This window comes from Micromonospora cathayae (assembly GCF_028993575.1).
In the GTDB taxonomy this organism is placed as follows: domain Bacteria; phylum Actinomycetota; class Actinomycetes; order Mycobacteriales; family Micromonosporaceae; genus Micromonospora; species Micromonospora cathayae.
In genome coordinates, this window is record NZ_CP118615.1 from 6,011,590 (window position 1) to 6,036,460 (window position 24,871).

25 protein-coding genes are annotated in these 24,871 nt (G+C 67.6%); 9 read left to right on the forward strand and 16 right to left on the reverse strand.

Annotated elements, in window-relative coordinates; genetic code table 11:
- Nucleotides 1–100 precede the first annotated feature (100 nt).
- On the forward strand, nt 101–1,432 hold the full coding sequence (locus PVK37_RS26385) for an SMI1/KNR4 family protein (protein WP_275030517.1): 1,332 nt from the start codon (nt 101–103) through the stop codon (nt 1,430–1,432).
- 213 nt (nt 1,433–1,645) lie between these two features.
- Here the strand turns inward: PVK37_RS26385 and PVK37_RS26390 are convergent, their stop codons facing one another.
- Nucleotides 1,646–2,218 (reverse strand): GIY-YIG nuclease family protein, encoded by a 573-nt coding sequence (locus tag PVK37_RS26390; protein WP_275030518.1) that lies wholly within the window; start codon nt 2,216–2,218, stop codon nt 1,646–1,648.
- A gap of 1,109 nt (nt 2,219–3,327) precedes the next feature.
- On the opposite strand from PVK37_RS26390, the gene PVK37_RS26395 reads away from it, so the two are divergent.
- Complete coding sequence (locus PVK37_RS26395) at nt 3,328–4,026, forward strand: helix-turn-helix domain-containing protein (protein WP_341483458.1); 699 nt, start codon at nt 3,328–3,330, stop codon at nt 4,024–4,026.
- Between the two features lie 38 nt (nt 4,027–4,064).
- Here PVK37_RS26395 and PVK37_RS26400 read toward each other — a convergent pair whose 3' ends face one another.
- Nucleotides 4,065–5,072, reverse strand: a complete 1,008-nt coding sequence (locus PVK37_RS26400) for a zinc-dependent alcohol dehydrogenase family protein (protein ID WP_275030519.1) — start codon at nt 5,070–5,072, stop codon at nt 4,065–4,067.
- 587 nt (nt 5,073–5,659) lie between these two features.
- The gene (locus PVK37_RS26405) at nt 5,660–5,992 is read right to left on the reverse strand and encodes a MerR family transcriptional regulator (RefSeq protein ID WP_275030520.1); all 333 of its coding nucleotides are present in this window, start codon (nt 5,990–5,992) and stop codon (nt 5,660–5,662) included.
- 450 nt (nt 5,993–6,442) lie between these two features.
- On the opposite strand from PVK37_RS26405, the gene PVK37_RS26410 reads away from it, so the two are divergent.
- Nucleotides 6,443–6,850, forward strand: coding sequence for a RidA family protein (locus PVK37_RS26410; protein WP_275030521.1), 408 nt, complete (start codon nt 6,443–6,445; stop codon nt 6,848–6,850).
- 606 nt (nt 6,851–7,456) lie between these two features.
- On the opposite strand, the gene PVK37_RS31935 is transcribed toward PVK37_RS26410, so the two are convergent.
- From PVK37_RS31935 to PVK37_RS26425, 4 genes are all read right to left on the reverse strand, one after another.
- On the reverse strand, nt 7,457–7,996 hold the full coding sequence (locus PVK37_RS31935; RefSeq protein WP_423791114.1) for a transposase: 540 nt from the start codon (nt 7,994–7,996) through the stop codon (nt 7,457–7,459).
- Nucleotides 7,997–8,268: 272 nt separating this feature from the next.
- Nucleotides 8,269–9,003: a hypothetical protein gene (locus PVK37_RS26415; RefSeq protein ID WP_275030522.1), complete on the reverse strand. Its 735-nt coding sequence runs from the start codon at nt 9,001–9,003 to the stop codon at nt 8,269–8,271.
- Between the two features lie 658 nt (nt 9,004–9,661).
- Nucleotides 9,662–10,267 carry a hypothetical protein gene (locus tag PVK37_RS26420; RefSeq protein WP_275030523.1) on the reverse strand — a complete coding sequence of 202 codons (606 nt, stop codon included), beginning with the start codon at nt 10,265–10,267 and terminating at the stop codon, nt 9,662–9,664.
- A 361-nt stretch (nt 10,268–10,628) separates the two neighbouring features.
- Entirely contained in the window at nt 10,629–10,955 is a 327-nt protein-coding gene (locus PVK37_RS26425; RefSeq protein WP_275030524.1) for a hypothetical protein, read from the reverse strand.
- Nucleotides 10,956–11,107: 152 nt separating this feature from the next.
- On the opposite strand from PVK37_RS26425, the gene PVK37_RS26430 reads away from it, so the two are divergent.
- The 6 genes from PVK37_RS26430 (at nt 11,108) to PVK37_RS26455 (ending at nt 17,574) form a co-directional block, all read left to right on the forward strand.
- A complete protein-coding gene (locus tag PVK37_RS26430) occupies nt 11,108–11,254 on the forward strand; it encodes a hypothetical protein (RefSeq protein WP_275030525.1) in 147 nt (48 codons plus the stop codon).
- Nucleotides 11,247–11,468 carry a hypothetical protein gene (locus PVK37_RS26435; RefSeq protein ID WP_275030526.1) on the forward strand — a complete coding sequence of 74 codons (222 nt, stop codon included), beginning with the start codon at nt 11,247–11,249 and terminating at the stop codon, nt 11,466–11,468. The genes PVK37_RS26430 and PVK37_RS26435 overlap by 8 nt, the downstream gene beginning before the upstream one ends.
- 1,585 nt (nt 11,469–13,053) lie before the next feature.
- On the forward strand, nt 13,054–14,481 hold the full coding sequence (locus PVK37_RS26440) for a hypothetical protein (RefSeq protein WP_275030527.1): 1,428 nt from the start codon (nt 13,054–13,056) through the stop codon (nt 14,479–14,481).
- Between the two features lie 1,431 nt (nt 14,482–15,912).
- Entirely contained in the window at nt 15,913–16,152 is a 240-nt protein-coding gene (locus PVK37_RS26445; protein WP_275030528.1) for a hypothetical protein, read from the forward strand.
- The gene (locus PVK37_RS26450) at nt 16,145–16,849 is read left to right on the forward strand and encodes an RNA polymerase sigma factor (protein ID WP_275030529.1); all 705 of its coding nucleotides are present in this window, start codon (nt 16,145–16,147) and stop codon (nt 16,847–16,849) included. Before PVK37_RS26445 ends, PVK37_RS26450 begins: the two co-directional genes overlap by 8 nt.
- 11 nt (nt 16,850–16,860) lie before the next feature.
- Entirely contained in the window at nt 16,861–17,574 is a 714-nt protein-coding gene (locus PVK37_RS26455; RefSeq protein ID WP_275030530.1) for a hypothetical protein, read from the forward strand.
- Nucleotides 17,575–18,070: 496 nt separating this feature from the next.
- On the opposite strand, the gene PVK37_RS26460 is transcribed toward PVK37_RS26455, so the two are convergent.
- The 9 genes from PVK37_RS26460 to PVK37_RS26500 all read right to left on the reverse strand — a co-directional run bounded on the left by PVK37_RS26460 (nt 18,071) and on the right by PVK37_RS26500 (nt 24,514).
- Nucleotides 18,071–18,994, reverse strand: coding sequence for a tyrosine-type recombinase/integrase (locus tag PVK37_RS26460; RefSeq protein WP_275030531.1), 924 nt, complete (start codon nt 18,992–18,994; stop codon nt 18,071–18,073).
- Nucleotides 18,987–19,238: an AbrB/MazE/SpoVT family DNA-binding domain-containing protein gene (locus PVK37_RS26465; RefSeq protein WP_275030532.1), complete on the reverse strand. Its 252-nt coding sequence runs from the start codon at nt 19,236–19,238 to the stop codon at nt 18,987–18,989. The genes PVK37_RS26460 and PVK37_RS26465 overlap by 8 nt, the downstream gene beginning before the upstream one ends.
- A gap of 565 nt (nt 19,239–19,803) precedes the next feature.
- On the reverse strand, nt 19,804–20,301 hold the full coding sequence (locus tag PVK37_RS26470; protein WP_275030533.1) for a hypothetical protein: 498 nt from the start codon (nt 20,299–20,301) through the stop codon (nt 19,804–19,806).
- Nucleotides 20,302–20,317: 16 nt separating this feature from the next.
- Nucleotides 20,318–20,737, reverse strand: a complete 420-nt coding sequence (locus tag PVK37_RS26475) for a hypothetical protein (protein ID WP_275030534.1) — start codon at nt 20,735–20,737, stop codon at nt 20,318–20,320.
- Complete coding sequence (locus PVK37_RS26480; RefSeq protein WP_275030535.1) at nt 20,734–21,207, reverse strand: hypothetical protein; 474 nt, start codon at nt 21,205–21,207, stop codon at nt 20,734–20,736. The genes PVK37_RS26475 and PVK37_RS26480 overlap by 4 nt, the downstream gene beginning before the upstream one ends.
- A 415-nt stretch (nt 21,208–21,622) precedes the next feature.
- Nucleotides 21,623–21,802 carry a hypothetical protein gene (locus tag PVK37_RS26485; protein ID WP_275030536.1) on the reverse strand — a complete coding sequence of 60 codons (180 nt, stop codon included), beginning with the start codon at nt 21,800–21,802 and terminating at the stop codon, nt 21,623–21,625.
- Nucleotides 21,803–21,930: 128 nt separating this feature from the next.
- A complete protein-coding gene (locus PVK37_RS26490) occupies nt 21,931–22,983 on the reverse strand; it encodes a ParB/RepB/Spo0J family partition protein (RefSeq protein ID WP_275030537.1) in 1,053 nt (350 codons plus the stop codon).
- Between the two features lie 141 nt (nt 22,984–23,124).
- Nucleotides 23,125–23,388 carry a hypothetical protein gene (locus PVK37_RS26495; RefSeq protein WP_275030538.1) on the reverse strand — a complete coding sequence of 88 codons (264 nt, stop codon included), beginning with the start codon at nt 23,386–23,388 and terminating at the stop codon, nt 23,125–23,127.
- Between the two features lie 220 nt (nt 23,389–23,608).
- Nucleotides 23,609–24,514 carry a recombinase family protein gene (locus tag PVK37_RS26500; protein ID WP_275030539.1) on the reverse strand — a complete coding sequence of 302 codons (906 nt, stop codon included), beginning with the start codon at nt 24,512–24,514 and terminating at the stop codon, nt 23,609–23,611.
- Nucleotides 24,515–24,871 lie beyond the last annotated feature (357 nt).

Consider the following 24,871-nt stretch of genomic DNA (forward strand, 5'->3'; position numbering starts at 1 on the left):
CGCCCGCCGACGGCGATCAGGGCGTGCACGTCGACGGTCCGGCCTTTCTCGCGGACCGTCGACCTGTCGGGTCGTCAGACGCGCTGCCTACGATCAGACGATGATCGACGCTACGTTGTTCCAGGCCGATGTCTGGCGTCCGTTCGTCACCGCGCTGCGCGACAGCATGCCCCTTGAGGCGGCGGAGGCCGAGTTCCGGGGCACGCTGGCCCCGGACACGTTCGGCGGATCGATCACCTACGACGGCGACCACCGCCTCGCCGGGCTTGACCTGGAGCCGGGTGAACAGCCGACGGACAAGCTCCGCGCGCTGGCCGGGCTGACCGGCGGGCAGGCCGTCGCGGTGCGCGGCGTCACGACCCGCTCCGGGGCGGCGGTGGTGAGCATCGTCCCCAGCGCGCCGCAGGTTTCGTTCGGGATGCGTGATCTGCTGGAGAACGTGCACCTGGTCGCCGGGGCGCACCCGGAGCCGTACCGTCGCGAGCCGATCCGCTACGACGTGGCCGTCCCCGCCGAGGCCGACGCGGCCACCGTCACCGCGCTGGTCCGGCAGCTGCTGCCGGACGCGCGGCCGGCCGACCCGTCGGAGCTGGCCACGGCGGAGGCGGACCTCGGCGTCGCGTTGCCCGACGACGTCCGAGCGCTCTACCTCGCCGCCGCCGAGGGCACCCTGGTCCTGCAGCCCGCCGACCAGGAACGTTTCTACGGTCTGCGAATCGTGCCGCTGGCCGACGCCGCCGCCCGAGCCTACCTGGAACCGCAGGCCCGGTACCTGTCCTGGACGTACGGCGCGACCGAGGTGGTCGCACCCGACCCGTACGGCCGGATGCAGCCGCTGGCGGCGTCGCCGGCATGGTTCGTCGTCGGGGACGACGGTGGCGGCAACCTCTACGTCGTCGACCTCGCCCCCGGGCCGCGAGGAACGTTCGGCCAGGTGCTGTTCGTCGACCACGAAACGTCGGCCGGCGCCCGCTGGCTGGCGTCCTCGCTGACGGCGCTGCTCACCGAGCGGCCCGCCACCCTGGCGGAGCTGGGCCCGGAAGGCGGGCTGCTCGTGCGGGTCGGATCGCGCAGCGGCAGGACGCTCGCCGATGTCCAGCCGGAGACCGAGGTGCTGTACGTCAGCGCGGCGACGGTGCCCGCTGACCTGTCCGCGCTGAGCGGCCACCGTCGGCTGCGTACCGTGATCACCGAATCCGCCGTCGTCGCCGATCTTTCCGCCGTCACCGAACTGCCCGCGCTGGAATACCTGCAGCTCGACGTCGCGGGCTGGCGGCAACTGCTGCGCGCCGGGCAGGTCCCGTCGACCCTGCTGGCCGCCGGCCTGCGTGGCCGTGCCGGCTGGACAGACACGGTCGAGGTGGTGAACGGTCTGCTGGCGGCCCGGAACCAGGACCCGGTCCAGGTGATCGACGTTGCGGTGCAGCTCTGATCGCCGGCCCGGGTCAGGCGGACACCAGCCGGACCGCGAGGACGTCGACAGCTGGTGTCGCATCGTGGGAGGCTCCGAACAGCGACACGAGGTCACTTCCGGCGAGACGGCGCAGGTGGATCTCCCGGGCCGGTAAGGGAACGCGCACGGGAGCTGTCGTCCGCCCGGGCGGACATCGACGTCTGCGCGAACGTCGTGCGTGCCGGGAAGCCGTTACGGCGCTCGTGGAGGCTCGCCCGGGCGGCTGCTGGCGTTGTAGGAGTTCTTGGCAGCGACCACGGCCGCCTGGAGATGCTCGGGGTTGACGCCGTGCACGTTGAGGGGCGGGTGCACACGCGGGACGAGCGCGGCCTCGATGGTCGCCGGTTCCGGGTCCTCCGCCCAGGTCAAGCGTAGGTGCGTGTGCATCCACGCGGTCAGCCGCGCCTCGTCCTCGGGGACCAGGACGACGCGGTCGGTCCAGGTCGTTCGGTAGCCCTCGGCCACCAGAAGCCCGGCCAGGGTACGGCGCAGCGTCGAGCTGCCCGAACGCCTCAGATGGTTGCGCAGGATCCGCCCCCGCAGGCTGGTCGCCCGTCCGAGGTACAGCAGGCGCAACGACGGGTCGTTCTCATTCGGCAGCCCGGGGAGGTCGGGAAGGACCGAGGGAGCAGCCCACCAGGCGTAGACACCGCTACCACGGCCGAGCCGCTTGACGGCGACACCGAGTTCGACCGGGACACCGGAGAGCAGCCGGAGGGCCTCGTCGATCCGGGCCTCGTCGGGCCGTCGTTCGGGAATGGTCATCCGGACCATCGTAGGCCCCGGGGGGATCGTGGCCGGGACCGGAGGGACCGGGAACGCCGCCGAGGGCCCCCTCCACCCGGGCGGCGTGATCGCCTACGGCTGCCGGGACCGGAGCGAGCGCTCTGCGCTCCGCCAGGCAGCAGCTGGCCTCGACGCGGCGGTGGACATGCGCAGCGTCGAACTCGCCCCGCCGAGCAGCGGATACGTGCTCGTTCACCGGGCTTCACGCGAAGCATCTCTACGGCCAACACCATCACCACCACCCACGCCACGGTCGGAGCCAGCAGGAGCATGGAGGCCGCTCGCCGCTACCGGCGTGATCCAGCTGGTGATCAGCACAGCACGGTTCCAAAAGAGCCGGGTCGACTCGCTGCGTGCGACGGACTGAGCGCCCTCGCCACAGCGTGCCGACGTTCGGGGAGTCGCCCGACCAGCCGGATCGACTCCCGCACGCGCGACCGGGGACGAGAGCTCCTCGACGGGCTGGAACTCACCGCAGGTGACGTCCGGCGGGGCGACGTCGACGACTGGACTGACCGGCATCGTGGATCCTTTCGCCTCGGCACACTGTCTCGGTCCGCGTCGAGGTCGTGCATCGCGTCCGGACGCGGCGGGACCCGGACGGCCGTGGCTCCGGTCAGATCAACCGCGATCGGGTACGAGCGCACCGCGTCGAGCCCGACGCCTGGCTCAAGGGGTACCGACCAGTTCGACCGGGTCGTCAGTGGACTGACCGAGCCGCATCCTCCCTCCGCGCTGTGGTGCCGTCCCCTGAGGCGGATGCACATGGATGGCGGTAATGCGCACACATGCGAGGATGATGACGCGGTCGGCACGCGTCGACCGGATCGGAGTCGGGTGATGCAGCGACCGCATCAGGTGGTGGTCCTCGTACTCGACGGGGCGCTCCCGCTGGACGTCGGGATCCCGGCGGAGGTGTTCCATCCGGGGTCGGGTTCCCCTACGAGGTGTCGGCCTGCGGGATCACCGCCGGAACGGTGCCGTCTCACGGGAGCTTCGGCTACGCGGTCCCGCGGGGCCTGGAGGCACTGGCCGACGCGGACACGATCGTCGTCCCGGGCTACGCTCCGGCGGGTCGGCCGATACCGGTGGAGGTGTGCGAAGCGCTCCGGAGCGCCGCAGCCCGGGGGGCACGCATCGTGTCGATCTGCTACGGCGCATTCGCCCTCGCGGATGCCGGCCTGCTCGATGGCCTGCGGGCGACGACGCACTGGGATGCGGCGGAGAAGCTCGCGGAGCGGCATCCGCAGGTCACGGTCGAGCCGAACGTGCTCTTCGTCGACGAGGGAGCGATCCTCACCTCGGCGGGGGCCGCCGCCGGTCTGGACCTGTGCCTGCACATCGTTCGGCGCGACCTCGGCGTGAGCGCGGCGAACGAGATCGCACGAGGACTCGTCACCGCCCCCTACCGGGCCGGGGGTCAGGCCCAGTACCTGCCGAAGGCCAGCTCGGTAGTTCACGGCGAAACCCTCGCCGCGACGCGCGAATGGGCCATGACGCGGCTCGACCAGCAGCTCACGATCGCCGGACTCGCCGCACACGCGCAGATGTCGCCCCGCACGTTCCTGCGCCGCTTCGCCGAAGAAACCGGCAGCACCCCGCTGCAGTGGATCCTCCGGGCGCGGGTCGACGCCGCCCGCGAACTTCTGGAGAACACGAGGCTGTCGGTCGACCGCATCGCGGACCAGGTCGGCCTGGGAACCGGATCGAACCTCCGACTGCATTTCCGCCGGCTCTTGGACGTGTCCCCTTCGGAGTACCGTGCCACCTTTTCCGGACGGGGCTGACCACCCGCGATCATCGCCCGAGCGCCTGGCGCGTTCCACTACGAGATGCGCGGGGGAAGCGCGACAGTCTCGCCCGCCACATCGATCGCGACCTTGCCGCGGAGTGCGTACGACCGCCTGTTCTCCAGGAGTTCATGAGCCTCGCCCATTCGAGCGAGCGGAAGAGTCGCGCCGATGACCGGTTTCACGAGACTGCGCTCGACCAGCGTGGTGAGCGCATCCAGCTTCCCTCGGTTCTGTCGCGTGAAGACGAAGTGATAGGCGGCGTTCCTGCCCCACGCCTCGATGAGGTTCTGCGGCTGCGCGATGTCGACGATGCTGACAACGCGGCCGAAGTCGGCGAGCGTCAGCGGACTTCGGGTGAGCGTGTCTCCACCGATCGTGTCGAAGACGACATCGACCCCCTTGCCTCGCGTCAGCTCGGCCACGGCATCGACGTAGCCCGTTGACGTGAAGTCGATCGCCGCATCTGCTCCGAGAGAGCACACGAACTCATGGTCGCCTGGCTTCGCGGTGGTGATCACGCGTGCGCCGATCACCTTCGCGATCTGGACCGCGATCGTGCCGACACCGCCCGCGCCCCCGTGGATGAGGATCGTCTCTCCCACGGTGAGCTGAGCTCGCGTCACCAGGGCCTCCCAGACCGTTCCGCCGACGAGCGTCAGGCTCGCCGCCTCCAGGTGCGTGAGGTTTTCCGGCTTGCGGCCGACGAGGTCGACGTCGGCGACGTGCTGTTCGGCGTAGGAGCCGGGGCCGCCGAAGATCCGGGGCGTGTAGTACACCGCATCGCCGGCGCGGAACTCGGTCACGTGGGATCCGACTTCCTCGACCACGCCGGAGATGTCGTGCCCGATGATCGCCGGGAGCGGCACCTGATCCGCGTAGTCTCCGCGCCGGATCTGGAAGTCGAGCGGGTTGACGGCGGTCGCATGGACGCGCACCCGCACCTGGCGGGGTTCGACTCGCGGTACGGAGACGTCGCGCAACTCGAATGCATCGGCCCCTCCGAAACGGGTGAGCACAACGGCCTTCATCGAATCAGTCATATCGGTGTTCCTCATAGTCTTTCTGGGGTGTGCGGCGCGCCGGGACGGGCGGTTCTCTCTCAGCGTCGCGCGCACGATCCACACACTCCAGTGGCGACAATGCCACAATCCGCGAGGATAGTGACACTCTGTCGCGCGGTGCTCGGGCACGCTCCTGCCGCGGATGCTCGGGCTTGAAGTGGCCTGAGGATCCTCGCGGGTACGTGATCGAAGATGGCTGATGTCTTCGGTGGATGGTTCGGCGACCAAGCAGAACCTGAAACCGGAGACCTCGTGGACGCCCCAGCGATGACGACGCGGTTCAACCTGGGTGACGTGCAGTGGGCGGTGCTGCACCCGTTGCTGCCGGTGCCGAAGCGGCCAGGTCGACCGTCGTGACGGAAGCTTCCTCACTCACATCCATCACCCGAGTGGACAGAGTCAGTCGAGCCCATGTCGCCGGACACAGTCACGATCAGCGGATCTCCACCGGCGGTGCGATGACGCTCTCGGCACCCCTTCACCCCGATCGTCTCGTCCGCGTCGGACGGCAAGGCGTCACGATCGACGCCGGCGCGGTCGGCATCCGCTTCGACCACCTGACGCGACTAGGCCGGTGCATGGTCGCGCAGGAGGACGGCGATGTCGCGGCGGGCGCGAGTGAGACGCTCTAGCTCCGAAGCGAGGCCGGCGTCGACCTGGCGCAGCACGTCGGCCGTGACCAGACCCCGCGATCCGGCGGCGCCGATCTTGGCTAACGGCACACGCAGCTCGACGAGCCGCCGGATGCGGCGCAGGCGGACGAGGTCCGGAACACCGTACTGCTTGTAGCCGTTGTGCCGCCGTGGCGGCTCCTCGAGCAGCCCGATCCGGTGGTAGTGCCGGACGGTGTTCACCGTCGTGCCGGCCAGCTCGGCAAGTTCGCGGGTACTCCAGGCCACGTGACTTCCTTCCCGAGCCGTCATTTCCGGTGTGGCCGTGCGGCCGACGACGTCGGCTCGCCGGTCCCGATCGTGCCGGACGACGTGTACGGATCACCGCGCCGCACTCTCAGCGGGACGTCGCGTACGGCATGAGGACCGTCGTTTCCCAGGTTTCGCCGGTCGATCTCGATGACAGTTGAAGAGCTCATCGCCCCGAGGATCGCGCGACGACATCCGCACGGTCAGTGCCGCCACGTCAGGGAAAGACATGACGCGGCGGCACTGGCCGGCCCGGACCCGGCGACCGTGCCAGGCGTCGACGGACGTCCACCGCGGACCGCCGGCTCCGGGCTTGACTGTGTTCCCCGCACACAGGTTGCACTGGGGCGAGACGTCCGCAGGGACGCCATGCAGAGCACGCAGCGCGGCCCCGCGTCGCCAGCAGCGGTAGTACGACAGGGAGACCCAATGACCGTGGAACTCATGCACCCGGACGGACTGCTCAAGCAGACCGACTACTCGCCGGTCGCCGTAGCCACCGGATCTCGACTGGTTCTGCTGGCCGGACAGGCCGGCGTCACCCCGGACTTCAGGCCCGCCGCCCCGGATCTGGCCGGTCAGGCCCACACCGCGCTGCGCAACGTCATCATCGGTGTCAGAGGCGCGGGAGGGGACGTCGGCGACCTTGCGCGACTGACCTTCTACGTCGTGGACTGGGTGCCGGAGAAGTGGGACGAGTTGCTGGCCGGCATCGCTCGGGCGCAGCAGGACGAGGGGCTGCCCGCACCGACTCCGCCCATCACCGTCATCGGCGTCCAAGCTCTCTTCACGCCCGAGTTCGTCGTGGAGATCGAAGCGACCGCCGTCCTCGACTGAGGCGCTCGACCAGGACAGCGAACCGGTTCGTGGCTCGCTGCTCCGCGCCTCTGCGATCGCCGAGCTTCACATCGCCGGGCTCCTGCGCACAACTGCACCATCCGCGCCTTCGCCTACCGGTTCGACCACGAGATGCCGGGTCTACGCAAGTCTCTGTTCTGTTCCATCGCCGTGCATCGCGGCGGATGACCGCACCTCCGGACCACGGCGCGCGGCGACCACCGACAAACTTGACGGCAGGGGCCTGGCCCGGTGCTCGACCAACATCGGCCCCGGCGCTGCGGCGCACACCGTGTCCCTGGCCGGCGGCTTGCCGGTCAGCAGCGTCGATCGTGGCAGTCGCGCAGGCGCTCAGCCGAGCGCGCTGCACGCCGAAGTACGGTGCGGCTTTCCCGCGGGCGGCCACGGCGGCCGGCCAGTGCACGGCCGCACTACGCGACGCCGAACCGGAACAACAAGCCGGCCGTCCACCGGAGCCTCGGCCTGCACCTGTCGCACCCCAGAAACACAAACGGTGCGGGCAAGTGTTGACCTTGCCACGCACCGTCGGGATTCGGTTCGTGTCCGAGGGGGGGGGACCTCAACACGAATTTGCGGCGCCCATGCTCAGCATGGGTGCTCATGCCGAGAGTCTATAGCAATGGAGTCCCACCGACATGAAAGAGTATGGGTGTCCCATGTTGCTCGGGACACGGCTGGCCCCGAGCGCGACCAGCCGAACTCGGCGCGCCATCCGACGCCACGGCCGGCATGATCATCTGCGCCTGAGTGCAGATGTCCGGCGGTCCTGCACAGGCCAAGCTGGTAGACGCGGTACCAGGCATGCCCCTGGACAACCAGTGCCGGCATCGCGCTGATTCGAAGCCGCCAAGCGGAGCGCCTTCCGCGCCGTCGCCTCCCCGCTCGGCGAAGCCGGCGGTTCTCCTCGGCCATCTCGCTGGTAGGCCGATCCGTGCGCTCACCCGCCTCGGCCTCGGCCTGCCGGATCCAGTTCCGCAACGCCTCGTGATGCACACCGAGTTGCTCGGCCAGACGCCGGATCACCGGCTTCGAATCCGACTCACGGTACAAGCGCACAGCGCGCTGACGCAGATCATCGGGGTACTTCTTCGGTGCTGCCACGGACGACTTCCTCCCCACGGCCATCAGACCATGATCAAGAAGCTCCACGAAGGCGGGGGTAGCTCAACCGCGGCGGCGACCGACCCTTCAACCGAGCGCTCTACACCGTCGCGCTGGTCCGCATCGACCACGACCCTCGCACCCACGAATACGTCACCCGCCGCACCCGCGAAGGACGCACCAAACGCGAGATCATGCGCAGCCTCAAGCGCTACATCAGCCGGCAACTCTTCCGGACCCTGAACGGCGCCCACTCAGCCACCAGCACCACTGACAGCTATAGAAGCATCTCACTACTAAGAAGAAGCGCGCCTAAGAGCACGGATCACGACGCCAAGGAGACGAGACCGCAGGGCGAAATAGGATAATTCCCCTGGCGCCGCAATCTTTCGGCGATCCGGATTGGCTAGGAACGCGGTCTGGTCACGGCGCAGCTCCAGCCTTTTCTCGAGGTAACCTTCCGGCAGTGATGGTGCGTCCACCGCTTCAGTTGCTTGATTCCACTCCCGGAGATCATTGATTGCCTCGACGAACTGGGCGCGCCCCTCGCTTGAGGTTTCCCGCCCCATCGCATCCTTAAGCGCCTTCTCGGCTGATTGGGAATTGAGCCGAAACGAGGTGATCACGTCGAGGGCCCCAGTTTTGGACTTCGAGTCATCGAGGAAGCGAACGTATAGATCGAGGTGGGCCTCAAGCAACTGCCGGCACAAGACGATCAAATTGGTCGGCTCGCCCCGCCACTGTATGTAATCTGGGCTCGCGGCTTCAGCGTTCCCAAGCCTTCGCAAGAGTGTCAACAACAATGCAGGGTCGGGAGTCTCGATGCTGCGAAGGTCGTGCACTATTCGACAAATTGCATACGGTGTCGCTTCATAGGCGTTTTCATTCCACGCTAGATCATGCACAAGCGTCATGAACGCGCGCTCCCGCACAACTGCATCCTTTGACACAAGTTGCGCCAAGAGAATCGGAATGTGCTCAGACAAACCACCCGCACATCCGATCCTGGACCAGTCCGGGTCGATCCCCATGACAGCAATTCTACAGCAAGCTCATCTCATCACCAATGCTCGGCCATTCATCCGCGGACGAGTGGCTCTTACTTTGAACCTCAACGGACAAACTCCAGCTGGGCCCTGGAGGAAGGCTAAGGGCAGGAGCAAGGGCACCAGAAGGCGACGCACCCCTTACTGAAAGGCGAAATCAGAACTCTCCAAGGACCTCTGGCCCGGCGGCAGCCGCAGCAATTCACCGGACCAGAGGCCGCAGAGTCAAATTCACCGTGACCGAATTTGCCGAGCCCTACAATACTCCGATCAGGGCGCTCTCTTGTTTCACGGTTACTGTTACCGAAAGGCGGTACCTGGGGGGAACTGGTGCGGCCGGAGACCTGACAATTGGCACACCAGACACACGTCCCACGGAACCCAGCCTGCGCTTCTATTGTAGCCTAGCGGAGTTGAGTAGCGCAGGGCTCGGGAATCTAGAAGGCCACCGACGGATTCGCGGATCTTCAGCTCTGCGATATCTTCCCCGCAAAGGTAGATGCTCGCAGGAGTATCCATCGAGACACTTACATATTCGAGTTAATGACAGCCCGCGACGGGCTCTTACCCGTCCCGGGCGGCCGATATGATCGATAGAAGTCGATCAGTGGACTCGGTCACATCATCTGAGGGCTACGGGTCTTCACCGGCCTTCGCCGGTCTCGTCGTCGGGCCGGTCGCGGATGCGCTGCTGCTCGGTCAACCACTGCACGACCGCCCGCTTGCCCGCCCGATAGTTGAGGTAGTCCTGCGCGTCGACCTTGCCGCCACTGAACTTGTCCAGAATGGCGACCACCTGCTCGGGCGGAAGAGTGAAGTTCTCCAGTGACTCCAGGCCGTACACCCGCCGCCCCTCGTTCCTGCGGTTGAAGCGCCTCCTGATCCGCGCACCGGGCGCCACCTGGATCTCCAACACCGGGTTGCTCCAGTCGGTGCCAATCTGCACCGCCGTCAACATCTCCACCGAACTCCACGGCAGCCGCGTCGTGGCACCACGCGTCCGAACAGTCATCCCCGCCTCGTCGATGTCGATGTAGAACGACCAGAAGAGGGCGACCAACGCCAAGGCGGCACCGAGAAACATAGCCGCGCTGGCGTACATGAAAGGCCCTGAGTTGTTGAAGGCAGAGGTCGGATCCGCCGCAGAACCCAGGGCCGCGCCCCAACCACAAGCTCCAAGGAGAGCCACAAACAAAGCGCTCCCGCGCATCTTCGCCGTGTTCCGTCGCAGCCGCACCCCTTCGCCCATCAGACCATCATCACCGCACGGCCCATCCGACCGAAGACCTCTACACCCGGGTATCTCCTCGACCGGCGTCCCGCACAACCGTCAGATCCACCGCCACCACACGCGCTCTTGGCGGCTGCTGTGCTGGTGTACGCCCTAGCCCGGTCTGGGTAGGCACCCGCCTGGATCGCCTCCGACGTACCCTGGCCTGCGACCGCGCCTCTGCTGCCACCCCGCCCGCCAGGGCCGTACCACTACGCCAAGCGCAAGCCCCTCAACCACCGCAACATGCCTGCGGGTTCCTGTCCGGGCTCTACACCGCGATCCCCTGGGAGTAGGGTCTGCTGCACCGATCGATGACACCTGACTGGGCGTTCCAACCTCAGTCGAGGTCGTGAGTAACTATGGCGTCGTGCCCGGCGGCCTGCAGGACCGCAGCGAAGCCGTTAGCCCAGGCGGTCGCCGGTTCGTAGTCGAACGTCGGCGCGCTCAGCGTGACCCCGTCGCCGTCTCCGTCGCGGTGGGCGTGCTCGTGCTCGATCAGCCAGGCCGAAAGCGGAGTGGTGTGGTCGGGAAGGTGGACCCAGGCGAACCCCACCATTCCTTCGGGGTAGACCTCGACGCCGTCCGGGCCGCCTTCGAGCGCCAGTGGTGTCGGCCGACACGCACGTTGTGCCGCGTCGGCAATCTCAACGGCGATCGCATACAACGCGGCCGGGTCACCTGTGGCCAGGGCCTCGTCCTGCTCGACCAGGTGGTCCTTCTTGCCGGGGGTGACGGTGACAAGTTGGGCGGGACTACGACTTCGACGGTGGCCGCTGGACCGCGCGGGACGCCTCCGGCGAGGAGCCGTTCGCCTCGGTGATCGCGGGAGTACTGAGCGGCTGGGACCCGGAGTACGACGAGGCTGGCCAACTGATCGGCGGCACCATGCACGTCGGCGACCGGGCGGTGCGGCTGGGACTGTGGGAGGGTGAGGTGACCTCGTACGCTGTCGGCCGTGGGTGACTTCCTCGAGGCGACGCTGGCTCGGGTGCCGGGCGGATTCGACCTGCCGGAGCCGCTGCGCCTGCTCTTCGCCTGGGTCGACGAGCAGGGTTTCGTGGTGAAAGGGACCGACGGGGATCTGTACGGATCATTGAGCAATAGCGGCTGGGTGGGCACCTCGATTGAGTTGCGTGGCTACACCGCCGAGCAGACTCAGCGCCGTGGGTTTAGGTAGATTTCGGTGGCGGCGGACGGGGGCTGCTGTGTGGGCTTGGGCCGCTGCTGCGGCCTGGGTCTTCGGCACCACAGTTTGGCCGCGGATTCCCCTTGCCGTAGGTGATGCCGGCCGGGGCTTCCAAGCCGCCGCGAGCCTGGCTATGTCGGCCATTGTCGCCGCGTTGCTGGTCCTGCTGCCGACAGTTGGGCTGGTCGCTATGCAGCTGCTCTCGCCGTTCTCCTGGCGGGCTGCGAGGGTCGTCTTCAATTGGTCCAGCGCCATGAGTGTGTGGCTGCCGTCGCTGGCCTGGGCGTCGTGCTACCCATGGTCGCGGCGGTCAATCCCTCCCCGTTCGCGACCCGCCTGGCGTTCGCCGGCTTCGGAACGGCGCTGCTGCTCTTGGCCGATGCGATCTGGCGTGGATGGCGTCGGGCCAACCCAGGTTGGCTTGTGAGCCACACAGCGCGGAGAGTTGCCGCCCTCGCTGGCCGTACTTCCCGAGAACAACGGGCTCTGGCAGCCGCGACGGAGTTGCTCGCCGAGCTTGTCGGCACCACCCGCCTGCCCATCGGGCAGTACCGGACGGCGGCAGCAACCTGGGCCCTAGTTCTCGTGCGGCGCTGGCACGCCGGTGAGCGACCGGAGGAGATCGCCCGAGCCGTCCGGCTGGTGGCGGCCGGCCTGCGTCGGGAGCCTGACGCCGGTCGGGAGGACGTGATCGCCGCGCTCGCGGCCCTGGGTGTTCACCTCAGTCGTGATCGCGTGGTGGCCGAAGCGGTGATCGAAACTCTCGGCGACCTAGCGCAGCGGGCCCGAGGAGCCGGCCGGTACGTACATGGTGAGATCCTGCTCGACGCCCTCGTGGACGTCATCGGGGCGCGGCTGGCCAATCTCCTACAACCGCGCATTCTTCCGGCACTGAGACCGCCGTCGCCCACCGTCAGCGGCCGTCGGCGGCACCGCGCCTTAGCTGAACTGGACGGGAGGCCGGCACACGCTGCCGAAGACAGACTCCAACTCTTCGCTGAGCGCAGCAGCGTCGAGAACGGGGACACGGTCGGTATGCGGCGAGGGCACGGCCCGACGGATGCATTTAGTCCAGGGCAGGGGCGCCGGCGACGGGTGTCACGCTCGGTGCGCGAGGCGATGGACGATGCGACCCGTCTTGACGATGCGACCCGTCTTGCAGTGGACGCTCAGAAACTTCTAGCGATCTTCGCATCGGTCGCACACACGCAGCCCGCGACACAAGTGACGGCGGGCTCATCAGCCGACATGCGGACGAGGAGCGGTGACGCCTACGACCTCTTCCTTGCTGAGGTGAATCGTCTCGCCTCCATGCTCGCCGCGCCCGCGCCGGAGAGTGCGGCCTGGCCAGCCGGGTGGCAGGGCAGTGCCGCGTTTGAAGTCGACGTACGACGCCTCGGGCATCTCGCAAACCAGCTCTACTCGACCTATCGGATGCCACCCACCGATGCCGTCGAAGAACAACTAGAACTCATCGCTTCCCGGCTGACCGAGGACATCAGTCCGGCCCGTCCGCTGCCCCCAGATCGCACCGGATGGCGCACCACCCACACGCCCGACCCGACTGGGCCCCGCCGTGGCCGTCGGCGAGACGCTGGCCGAGCTCGCGGTGGCCGCCTTCCAGGCCGGCTTCGATCGGCAAGCGCTACTGGCGGGGCGGAGGCTCCTCAGCGCAGCGACGATGGCAGCCACCGCAGGCGATGGACGAGCGGTCCAGGTCTACACGCAGGCACTCGACCGCGTGGCCCAACAGCTCAGGCGGGGTCCCAGTAGCGATACGGACGCCAACCGGCACCGCTCATCGCTGGTGCTCGCCGGCCTTATCGCCGAGTTTGACCCGCTCCTATCAGCGGCTCCGCCCGGCCACCAGGCAGACGAAGCAATCAACGAGCTGGTTGACTGGCTGCCGTGGCGGACCGAGGGAAATCCCTACCCGCTTGCCGCCGCAGCCTGGCAGGCCCGATTGATCGCCGCCGGCTGGCTGGTCCACAGCCCAGCAAGGCGCCGCCGCCGGCCTGCCCTCGCCATTCAGCCACAGACACTCCCGCACACCCTGATCGCGAAGGCTGAGGAAGAACTCCGCCTCCACCTGCGCGTCGATGATCCGACCTACCCGGCCGTCTACCTGTTCACTCTGTGGGCCCACGCGATCGCCGCCGTTCACGAAGGCGACCGTGGCGCCGCCCAACACCTACACGAGTACCTCACACGGGTCCTAGACGAGTACGACACGGACGAGCAGGACGATGACGATGCCAGCTGGCCGGCCACCGAGCAGGGAAACCAAGTCGAAGACGAATGCGACGAGGTCCCCGGCACCCGACGAATGCATCCCCAGCTTCGTCGTCTCATCGCAGGGGCCATCGACTGGTCGGCAAATGCTGAAAACGGTCGACGTGAGGTGGTTCTACCGGGGCCGCGCGCGCCAGGCCTACACGACAGCCTTCGGAAGGCTTTAGCAGCGTCCGGCCTCATCGAACGGCGCTACCACGGCTTACCCGAACGTGGTGGTTCGTACCTCGTGGTGGTCGAGGAACCAGACGGCAGCCGGCGGCTCCTGCGCGACAGCGAAGCAGGCGCCCGGGGCCTGTTCGCCTGGGGCTACGGCGGCACCGGCCCCCACACCTTGGCCGACGTCCTCACCGACGATATCCTTGCCGACTTCAACCGCTGCCCTGACTGCTTCGGCGCCGTCCAATGCGCCGCCGGTCTCATACGCTGCCGGACCTGCCACAACACAGGACTCCGGGTGGAACGGTGGCACATCGCCAGCGCACTCGTCCGCAGGGTGATCTCCTCGTTGCCCAAGCATCCGGCAGCCGCGCCAACCATCCCCGAGGCCGAATGGTCCATGACGCGCTCAGCACTGCTCTCCGAGGCATGCCGGATCCAAGCGGGCGGCCACGGTGACCAGGCGCCGACAAAACAGCGATCACAGCGGTCTCTACCCACAGAGGGCTGTCCCCAAGTCCCTCGGTCTTCGGCTGAGCCGCTTCCGGCCTGAGTCGCAGCGTCCCCAGAAGGTCCGCGTCCTCCACGCGGCGCTGTTCCCCCGTAGGACGGCGGCCAGCAGGAACTCCCCACGGGCGGCCAGTTAGCGGGGAGCTATCTGGCCGCGTCCGATTACCCTGCGTGGATATTGGGATGGAGTCGTCGTCCGTTCAAGCTAGCCTCGCCGAGTGAGTTTCAGCGCCTACGCCCGGCATGTTCGCAACCCAGCGCTGCCCCATCGACGCCGGGTATCGGCGCTCCGGTCCTGAGTGCAGATGTACCGGCCGATCGGCTTTCACGCGACCCTGAGTTTCCTGCGAGTGGTGGCTGGGCCGTTCGAGCGTGACGAGGTAGCCCTGCTGCGCGCGCTCAAAGCCCTGAGCGCGAGCCGGACCGGCTGGCACGCCGAACTCCGCGAGTACGCCGCGCCGCGCCGCCAAGCGTCGGGGGCAGCGAAGCCCTCGCCCGAACGACCCGAATCCCAACCAGGGCCCTCGATGCTGGTACGGGGCACCGCAGCAGGCCGCCGTGCATGCCTTGGCGTTCTGGCGTCGCAAGCGCCTGCCCTCCCTGCTGGCCTGGCCCGACACGATCGCGTCGCAAGTCGATTCCTGCGTCACCGCATGCCTTACGACGGGAGGATCTCACGCCCGTCCAACGGCAACATCTGGCCGCCGCGGTCGATACGCTCCAGCACCGAACTCAGGCCGACCTGTGGCATGAAGTCCAGGCCGCCTACTTCCGGACGCGAGATCTGTTGACGGTCGCTTGGTATGTCCGTACCGCCGCCGATGCCATGCCGGGTTCAGGGCCACCGGTTTTCGATCACAGAAAGTGACGAGCGAAGGTGGCCGTACCCGGGGAGTACAGCTGGCCACCAACAGCCGTACCAGAGTTTCCGCTCTCTAGCGCCGGGGGCAGGCGAAGGACGAGGTGGACAGGGACTACACCTACGCCGAGGCCGCGGCGAAGCTTCGCATCGCGCATCCTCCAACAGGCCGCCCGCCACCCGGCGCAATACGTGGCCTTCGACCTCCTGGCGGACAGTTGCTCCTCGACGCCCCGCTCATCGAGCGTCGCGCCCGACTGGCGTACCTGCTCGCAGAGGCTCCGCCGCAAGTCATCCTGACTTCGCAGGCCGAAGTTTCCGAGTGGCTGACTGGGCGGCGGGAATTGAGGGCGTGTTGAAGCTTGAACTCCGAGCGGGTCTCCATGCCGGAGCGGCCAGCGCTGCGGTCCACCTGAATCCGACACGCCGCCGCCCCGCTGCCCGATGCCGGGCGCGGGGCGGCGTCGCTTGGCCGCCGATTACCTCTCTCGCAAACTGACCCGATCGCTAAATTCAAAATCTTGGAGACGGCGTTTCACGCTCGGCCTACCAGGGCCCTCTTACCTACCGGAGCCGCGCGCACCGGGTGCCGGCCGAGGACAAGCGAGGTTCGGTTTGGACATCATCAGCTGGGGTTGGATCGTCGCCGCGGTGGCCGGCGAACTCACCGCTCTGGCGGCGTTTTGGATCCGCGCGCGGTGGCGCGCCCAAGCGGAGAAGGCCCGGGGCGACTCGCTGATCGCAATCGCCGAGGCGCTGCCCGGCGGCAGCCGGCTTCGCGAGCAGCGGGCCGACGGGTCATGCACCACGCTGACGGTGCTCACCACCAGCCGGCAGGGGGGCCGCCGTGGATGACCGCACCCCCGATAAAACGAGACCGGTTTCGGGGTTCTCTACTCACCAGCATCGCGACCTGGTCATTCGCGACGAGGACGACCTGGTCGTCCGCGAAGCCGTCTACCTTAAGACCGACCTAGTCGTCCGCGAAGAATACGACGACGCCAGCGAGTACGAGTGCAAGCGGACGCCCGCCCAAGAGAGACCTGAGAAGCCAACTCGACAGCAGGTCGTCGAGGAGTTCAGGGAGTTCTTCCTCAGGTTCGCTGGACGGCTCGCCGCCTGGCTTCAGTACCTGGGTGTCCCACCCGCTGAGGCCAAGGACGTCACGCAGGAGACGATGCGAAAGGCATACCGCCGGTGGGACAGCATCGACAACCCTGAGGCATGGGTACGGGTGGTCGCGTCCAGGGAATGGGCAGCCCGTTTGGCGAAGGTCGACGCTATCCCTGTTGAGGACGTCGAAGAGCACCTGCGGCACAACGCCGGCGGGTGCGAAATCGCGGCGGCCGATACACGACACGACGTCCGCGAAGCGGTCCGGAAGCTGCCGCCTCGGCAGCGGCAGGTGCTGGCCTGGTCGTACGAGGGATACACGCCGGCCGAGATCGCCGAGCACTTGAGCATGACGCCGGAGGCAGTGCGCAGCAGCCTCTACCAGGGGCGCCAGAAGCTAGAGAGGCTCCTACGGCCGCAGGAATCGGGGGACCAGTGAGCGAGGGGGGCATGATGATCGACCAAACCGCGCAGGCACAGGATTGGATCGCGGCGGCTGCTCACGCCGAGCTCGACGCGATCCAGCGGCGAGTCGAAGAGACCTGGGACATCGAGGCGAGCCTGCGAGAGATCCTTCTGGAGGAGCACTACCACGCATTTGTTGAAGAACGGACCCGCAGCTTCGACGCCAAAGCGTCCCTGGCAGACATCCTCGCCAGCGACGTAGCGGGTGTCGGCCCCCTAGGAATGGTCTGGAGTAGCTCGGAAGTGGCGGACTCGCCCAAGGCCCCGCGCCGGGCACAAGCCCGGCACTGCGGCGCCTGGGAGCCGGCATCAGACCCGATCGATCAAGTGCGGCAGGTGGCTGCGGAAGCGACAGTCGCACTCTTGGCAATCAAGAAGGCGGAGACGACTGCGGCGACTCCCGACTACATCGTGGCCATGACTGAGGCGACCCGCCGTTCCGTGGAACTCCTCATCCTCGCCGAGGACCTCGACAGGAAGCTCATCAGTAAGGAAGACGCCCTCGATGTTGTGCACGAGACGGCAGGCGCTCTCCTGGACCTCTGCAAGATCCTCGACAATCAAGACGATCCGTCTGTCGAGAATGCAAAACATTTCATACGCGTGGTATTCACCCTGGCCACCGATGCTAATCGCCTGAAATCGGCGATTAAGTGCCTGTTTGACCCGTCGGACGACACGGTGGGTTCACTGCTCTAAGCGGCTGGGGCGGGAGTTGATTCACCCATCCGTCGGAGCACCTCGCCCGCGTCGAGGGTGCCGTCCTGTCCCTGCCGGACCAGGTCGAGCAGGTCGGCGTCCCGGCGGGCGGCGGCCCCGTCGCGGGTCCGCTCCTCGAGGCGAGCTGCTCGGTCCGGCCAGGATGCCCGTACGACGCCAACGACAGTTCGGCGGAGTCATCAACGAGTACCACCGAGCAGCCTGACGCGATCTCCAAACACCAGGTCAAAAGCCACCGAACGAGCTTTGGCACCATACAGGACATCCGGACGTGGATCGCCGACTGGAACAGCAACCCACGCGCGTTCATCTGGACCGCGACCGCCGAGGAGATCCGCGACTCACTCGCACGATTCGTACGCGAGCTTCCGGCGCAGGGCCCTAGCTCAGGGGATGCGGCTCATTGGTAAGCGCCGACAACGCGGCGGCGACCTCCTGCACCGTCGCCCGCACGTAGGTGGCTGTAGTACCAGCATCACCGCCGCCTTCTGAATGACCGGCGTAGGCCCGAGCGATGGCATAGCCGAAGTTCCTTTCCACCCAGGTCAGCGTGGTGTGACGCAACCAGTGTGCTGACCTGTTGTGTATACACCCACGGCAGGTGCTCGCCGATCCGCACCCACAGATGATCATAACATCGATACGTGATGGGCTGCCCACTTCGATAGCGCAGCAGTTGCCCCGCCTCCGTCGCGCCCCGCTCCTCAGCATGCCGTTGCAGATACCGCATCAGCGTCGGAGATACCGGTTGCCACCGCCTAGAGTCCGCCTTCTCTCGCAGCAGGATCAGGCACTGGTCTTGGTCCAGATCGGCCGGACGAAGCGCCAGCGCGCCACCGCGCCGACAGGCCGTCTCGGTGTGCAACCTCAGAAGCAAGGTGTCGAGCGCCGGATCGTCGCCGGTGCTGGCTGCAACTTCGTTGATCTCGGCCAGCCGGGTATCCGCCACGGCCCGGCGTGTGCTCGGCAGCCGCCGCGGTTTCGCCACCTTCAACGCAGGGTTCTCCGACGCCATGATGAACCCATCAGCGACTGCCCTCTTGTAGAGACAACGCAAGGCGGCAATCGGATGCTCCGCCGCGCTTCGACCTCCACGGGCGTTCCGCCGAGCCACCACGTGCGTCTTGACATGCTCCGCCAACTGCTCAATCTCCGACGGGGTGGGCTCGTCCAGTCTTCGATGCCCCCAGTGCTCCACCACCCGCTTCCAGTAGGAGCCGTAGGCACGCCGTGTACCCGCCGTGACCGCAGCCGCCACCACCGGGACATACTCGGCGAAGGTCGGCGACGGAGGCCGAGCCACCGCGGCGTCCAACATCTCAGCAGGCGAGATACCCATCCGGGCAAGCAGCAGCCGAGCCGCGTCCAATTCAGCATGATTCGCCGATGCATCACTCATGCTCGCCGCCCCCGAACACCGCATCATGAGCCTGGGTGATCAGCTCGTCGAGCTTCGCCGGCGGGTGAACCACCAGCCGTCCGCTGGCCGGTTCAGCCACGATGAAAACGCGGTCACCGGCCGCGAGACCGCACCACTGACGAACCACCGCCGGCAGCCGGACATGACCCTCCTTGGCCACCTGAAAGACACCTTGTGGATCTGCGGACACCACAATCAGCCCGCGGCGCTCCCTGATGCTCAATCGCCGTCCGGGCACCCACTGGAGCACCCTCATCGCCGACCGATCAGCGATCCGGCCGTGCGCATTCAGCGTGACCAGCCCGTAGACAGCCAGACGACTGCGAGTGGCGGCGAGAGTTGGAAGCGGTAGCGGAGGTCGCCTCATGGCCGCAGCGGGAGAACCAGAAGCACCACGTGCGCTGGTCTGCTGACCGGGCAGGGCAACAGCAGGAATGACAGCCGAGATGGCGTGTGTTGTCGCAGCTCTCGCTCCGGAGGGCTTGCCACGAGGGGCAGCACCGGTGCCTGTGTCGTAGGAGCTTCGGCGGTGGTCAAGCATACTTGACCACCGCTACGTCATCTTGTGCACAAATGAAAGATACTGGTGTCCGAGGGGGGACTTGAACCCCCAAATAGCGGGCCGCTGACCTGCGCCGATCCTATCGACCCTGCTCAGCTTGTGTCTACTCGTGCCCCGTTGTGGCCGCTTGTAGCCCTGTGTTCCCGCCGGTGATCCCGCCGGGAACACCGTTGATCTTGCCCATGCGAAGGGGACCGGCCCAGCGGACCGGCCCCCAGCTGTACGGTTACGGTCGTTCGACGACCCCGTGCACGGTGTCGGCTGCGTCGACCGGCACCTCTTCCCACATCCAGTGGCCGCCCATCACGTCGTACCGACCGCGCTCGTCCGGCTCGATGCGCAGCTCCGGCTCGTCGAGCGCCGAGCGGTCGACCACGATCACGTCACCGTCCCACCGCATCTCCGGCACGTCGGCGTTGAGCGCGCGGCTCAGCCTCGGCTCGGTCATGCCGTGTGCCCGGTACTCTGCCCGCCAGTGCCGGCGGGCGTGCTCCTGGTCGGTCACCACCGCGGCGGCGACGTCGCGGGTGCAGGACCACACCGCCCAGCCGTTCCACCGCCGGACCAGCGTGCCGGCGTACGCCGCCTCGAACCGTCGGCCGCCGTCGTACGGGTACTCCAGCCACTCCCCCGCGAAGTACCCAGACTCGCCGGGCTGGAGGAACGGGTCGAGGTCGAGCAGCATCCCCGTTTCGGGTCGGGGACGCTCAAGAGTCAGTTCCACGTGAACTCCTTCGTCGTCAGAACAGGGTCAGGGCCGGCGACTGGCGTGGCCGGTCCAGCTCGGGCACTTCCTGGTTGGTCTGCTCTTCCCACCAGGCCGCGAACATGCGCCGGTGGCACCAGTTGTCCGGCGGCGGCACGTTCAGGTCGCAGAAGCAGAGCAAGACGAGCCGGTCGGTGCCGGCCTTGTCGGCGATCTCGGCGAACTGCTCGGAGATCAGGTCGACGCCGTGGGCTTCCAGCCGCTCCAGGTAGATGTGCCGGTACGGGCCCTCGGCCATCTTGAGCATCGAGTAGGTCGGCGCGAGGAGCTGGGCGAAGCCGGCCAGGTCGTACGGCAGGCCGAACCGTGGCTTGCCCACGGTCGTCCGGACCGGCGCGCCCTGGTCAGGCTGGAACCGCTGGTAGCGGTTCGTGAACAGATGCAAGTCGGTCACGCCGCCGCCCTCGCCTCAGTGCTGGCCTCGGCCGGCGTCGACAGCGGCACGACCGTCGCCGGCCGTTCCGCCAGCCACTGCCGTCCGACGCGTGCCAGCCGCTCGACCAGCTCGTTGCGCACCTTCTCGGCGCCCTCGGCGTACTGCTCCAGACGGGGAAGCACCCTTCGGGTGTCGGGGTCGGATTCGGCCTTCTTCCGCGCTGGGGCGAGCAGCCACCGCTCGTTGGCGGCCACCTCCATGTCGGCGACAGTGACCGCGAACGCGATGCCTCGCAGCTCGGCTGCCTTGTGGATGGCGTCGACCACGGCGGAGGCCAGGTCTCGGGCGTCCCGCTCGCGCAGGTCCAGGTCGAGGTCTGCCGCCATCGTGGTCAGCGCCGCGGTGGCCAGGTCGCGGACCTCGATGTAGCCCGGCAGGGCCTTCTTGACCTGGCTGGCCTCGTCCTCGATCTTCGCGTTCCGGCTCATGCGGCACCACCCGGCCGGCATCGGTGGCCGCAGTCGGGCATTGCGGCCGTACAGCTCGCGGGCACAGTTGTCCCCTCTCCGTTCGGTTTCGGCAGCTGGGCTGCCCTGACTTCCGCGACGAGCGCCGGGCCGGCGTGGGTGTCGAACACCGCCCGTCGGGCGACCCGGAAGGCCGCCGGTCCGAGCGGGACCGCGTTCAGCATCCGCGCCTGCCGGTAGAGCTCGGCCTGCGCTCGTCGCATCGCCTGCCGGAGGCGGGCCGGCTGGTGCGGCAGCGGCCACGCCCACAGGACCGTGACCACGCGCCGCGCACCGATTACCTCCAGCAGTCGGGGGTTGTACATAAACATTGTATCTGACTGGGTACGTGCCGTCAAACTGCGACCGTACAGGCGGCGACCACGACGAGGCGGCCTCACAAGTTCAACGCCCGCCGCTGCTGGTCGTCGAGCGCCGCGCGGGCCTTCTCAACGAGCGGCCCGCCGTCGCAGGCCAGGCACAACACCACTGGGTCCCGGTCGCCCCGGCGCACCCGCACCCGGGCCCGCCGGCAGATGCCGCAGGGTGGCAGGTCGATCGGCCCGAGGACCGGCATCAGCGCGCTCCACGCGAACAGGCGTCCACGCCCGGAGCATACGCACTCCCACTGCACCCGCACAGGGTTCGCCAGGACGGCAGACGCCCCGCGGGTCAGCCCGCGGGGCGTCCACTCTCACCGGCCGCTCAGTGCTGGCACACCGAGCAGAACCCGACCTCCTGCACCGCGTCGGCGTGGCCCTCCCACGTGCAGTCCGGGTCCACCTTGATCGTGCCGTCGTTGACCAGCGGCCCCGGCACCGGCGCCACGTCGACCAGGTCCGCCGGAATCGCCACGACGTCCGGGTGCAGTTCCACCGTCACGGCGGCGGCGAGCGCCTGAGCCTTGCGCAGCTTCGTCGCCACCTTGCCCGCCAGCGACCGCAGGTCGTCGACGCGCTGCCGGTGCGCGGCCACGCCGCCCTCGGCGCCGGCGAGCAGCTTCGCCAGCTCCTTCTCGTCCATCTGCGCCAGCTCGTACAGCAGCTTCCCGGCCGTCTCCAGCCGCTCGATCTTGCTGACCACCTTCTTGCGCTCCTGGACCACCTTCTCCTGGGCCTCTTCGTCGTGCTCGGCCTCGTCCAGCTTGAAGAACTCCACCTGCTCCTCAGCCGCCTTGCACGCCTTGGCGAACGCCTCGGCGTCCCGCGCCGACGAGAACTCGCCGCGCGCCCACTTCACGAGGAACCGCCGCTGCTGGTCGGCGGACAGCCGGCACACGTACCAGGCGACCCCCACCTGCAGCTGGCCCTTGGCGACGAGCTGCTTGGCGTCGTCGATCAGGCCCAGCAGGTCGATCCGCCACCCGATGTACGGCTGGCTCTTGCCGAACAGCTCGGCAATCGCCGACGTCTCCCAGCCCGCGTCGGCGAGGCGCGCGTACGCGGCGGCCTCCTCCATCGGCGTCATGTCCTGGCGGTTGACGTTCTCCGCGACCTGCGCGATGAACGCCGCTTCGTCGTCCATCTCCCACACCAGCGCGGCCAACTCCTCGAGGCCGCCCTGCTGGGCGGCCCGCCAGCGCCGCTCGCCGACGACCAGGCGGTAGTGGCCCGCCTTGCCCGTCTTGCGCACGGCGATCGGCTGGAGCTGACCGATCTTCTTCATCGAGGCCGCCAGCTCGGTCAGCTCGTCCTCGGTGAACAGCTTGCGCGGCTGGCCTGGGTCCGCCTCGATCTTGCTGACGGGGATCGTCCGCACCACCGGCTTCGCCGGCTTGGTCGCAGTTGCAGTGGCAACCATCGTCTTCCTCCACAGTGAACGGGGTACCGTGTGGTACATGTTCATTGTAGGGGACAAATGATCTTGCCGTCAATATTTTATGTACGGCGCGCGGCTGGATCACGAGGCCAGCGCACCGTACCCAATCGCCGCGATCATCAAGCTGCCCGTCTGGCTCGTTGCCACGACGCGGGCGGTGCGGCGCATCCGCCACACCGTCCCCCCAGCAATGCGCGCCAACTCGACCGACAGCAGCGGGAGCAGCACCTCAACCACCCGCCCCGCTTGGTCGTCGGTCAGGTCGACGTCATCAACCCGCCCCGAGGCCAACTCCGCCTCGATCCGGTCGGCCAGCTTCTGGATCTCGATCGTGCGCTTCCGCAATGTGCAGCTCCCCGTGCTCGTGTCGATGCGCCAACAGTCTGACTGCGACCGCATAGGGGCGGACGACTTAACCAGGACCTAAGGAAGATCGGAACCTGGATCATAAGCTGCCCCACACGAAGAGCAACAGGGCGATAGTTGACAGTAAGGAATTTTTCCCTCTATCTGTTACGCCGTTCGGACCAGCAACGATGCAACCTAACGGGGCACTGTCCACTTTTCACTTCCAGACGAACTCCAGCCGGTCGAGGTCGAGCTGGTTCGCCCCGGCCCGGGTCGCTGGCTTGACGATGATCTTGTCCAGCACCAGCGCCAGCAGCTCCATGCGCTGCTTCAGTGGCGCGTCGACCCACCACTCAGCCAGGCCCTCCGGCGTGGTCGCCGGCAGCGCCTGCAGTCGCACCGCCTGGGCCATGCGCTCACGCAGCTGCTTCTGCTCGCTCCTCGCCTCTTCCTCGATCGCCATCAGCGTCACCATGCTGATCTCCCGCTTGGCGTACGCCTGGCCAGCTTCGGCCAGGCGATCGTCGATCGCCTTGAGCGCCGCCTCCGTCGTCTCGTTGCCGCTCATCGCCGCCCTGGCGGCGTTCTCCAGTCGAGCCCGAACCTTCGGCGACGCCAGCCGGGCGAGCGCCCGCGCGGCGACCTCCTCCTCCAGGCTCTCCGCTGCGATCCGGATGCGCCCGCACCCGTAGCTGGGGCTGCCGGCCCGACACACATAGCCACGCTTGCCGCTGTTGCTCGGCTGCGTGTACAGCGGCTTGCCGTCGATCCGCTCGCCGCCGTTCTCGTCGGGCAGCGGGAAGCCGCACACGAGGAAGCCACCAGACAGCAGGTACTTTCGCTGGTTCGTGGCATGCGGCTGTTTGCGATCCGGCGCGTCCAGCAGTTTCAGCAGCCGCCGGTGCGTCGGCATGTCGAGGATCGGCGGCCAGTCGCCCTCGCCGACCACCTCACCCTTGTAGGTCTTCAGGCCCGCCAGCCGCGGATTGCGCAGCAGCCGAGAAAGCGACTGCTGCGTCCACGGCCGCCCAGCCGATGTCATGATCTCCCGCGCTCGCAGATCCGCGACAACCGAGCGCATGCTTTCTCCGTCGAGGACCCGCTTGGCGACGTCGCGGATCATCGTGGCCTCAGCCTCGATAACCCCCCGCCCCGTCGCGTCGTACCCATAGCACCGCACCGTTTACCCCCAGGCAGGTTCCCGGTCTGAACTCGACCGGGCTAGAGGGTAGCAGTGGGGCAAGGCAACGTACTACGTACACGCGCCTGTGAGATTCCACTGAGTCACTGTCACTTTTTGCACACTGCACCCCTACACCCTGACGTCCCGCCTTCGTCACGCACAGAGCCCGGGATTCCCTTGTGTGGGAATCCCGGGCTCTGGGTGGTTTTGCCCGGCGCAGGCCGGTCAGGTCTTGCTGTCCCCCGACGGCTCTCCTGACCGGTCCTGCTGACCAGACGGCACTGTGGGACAGGGCCG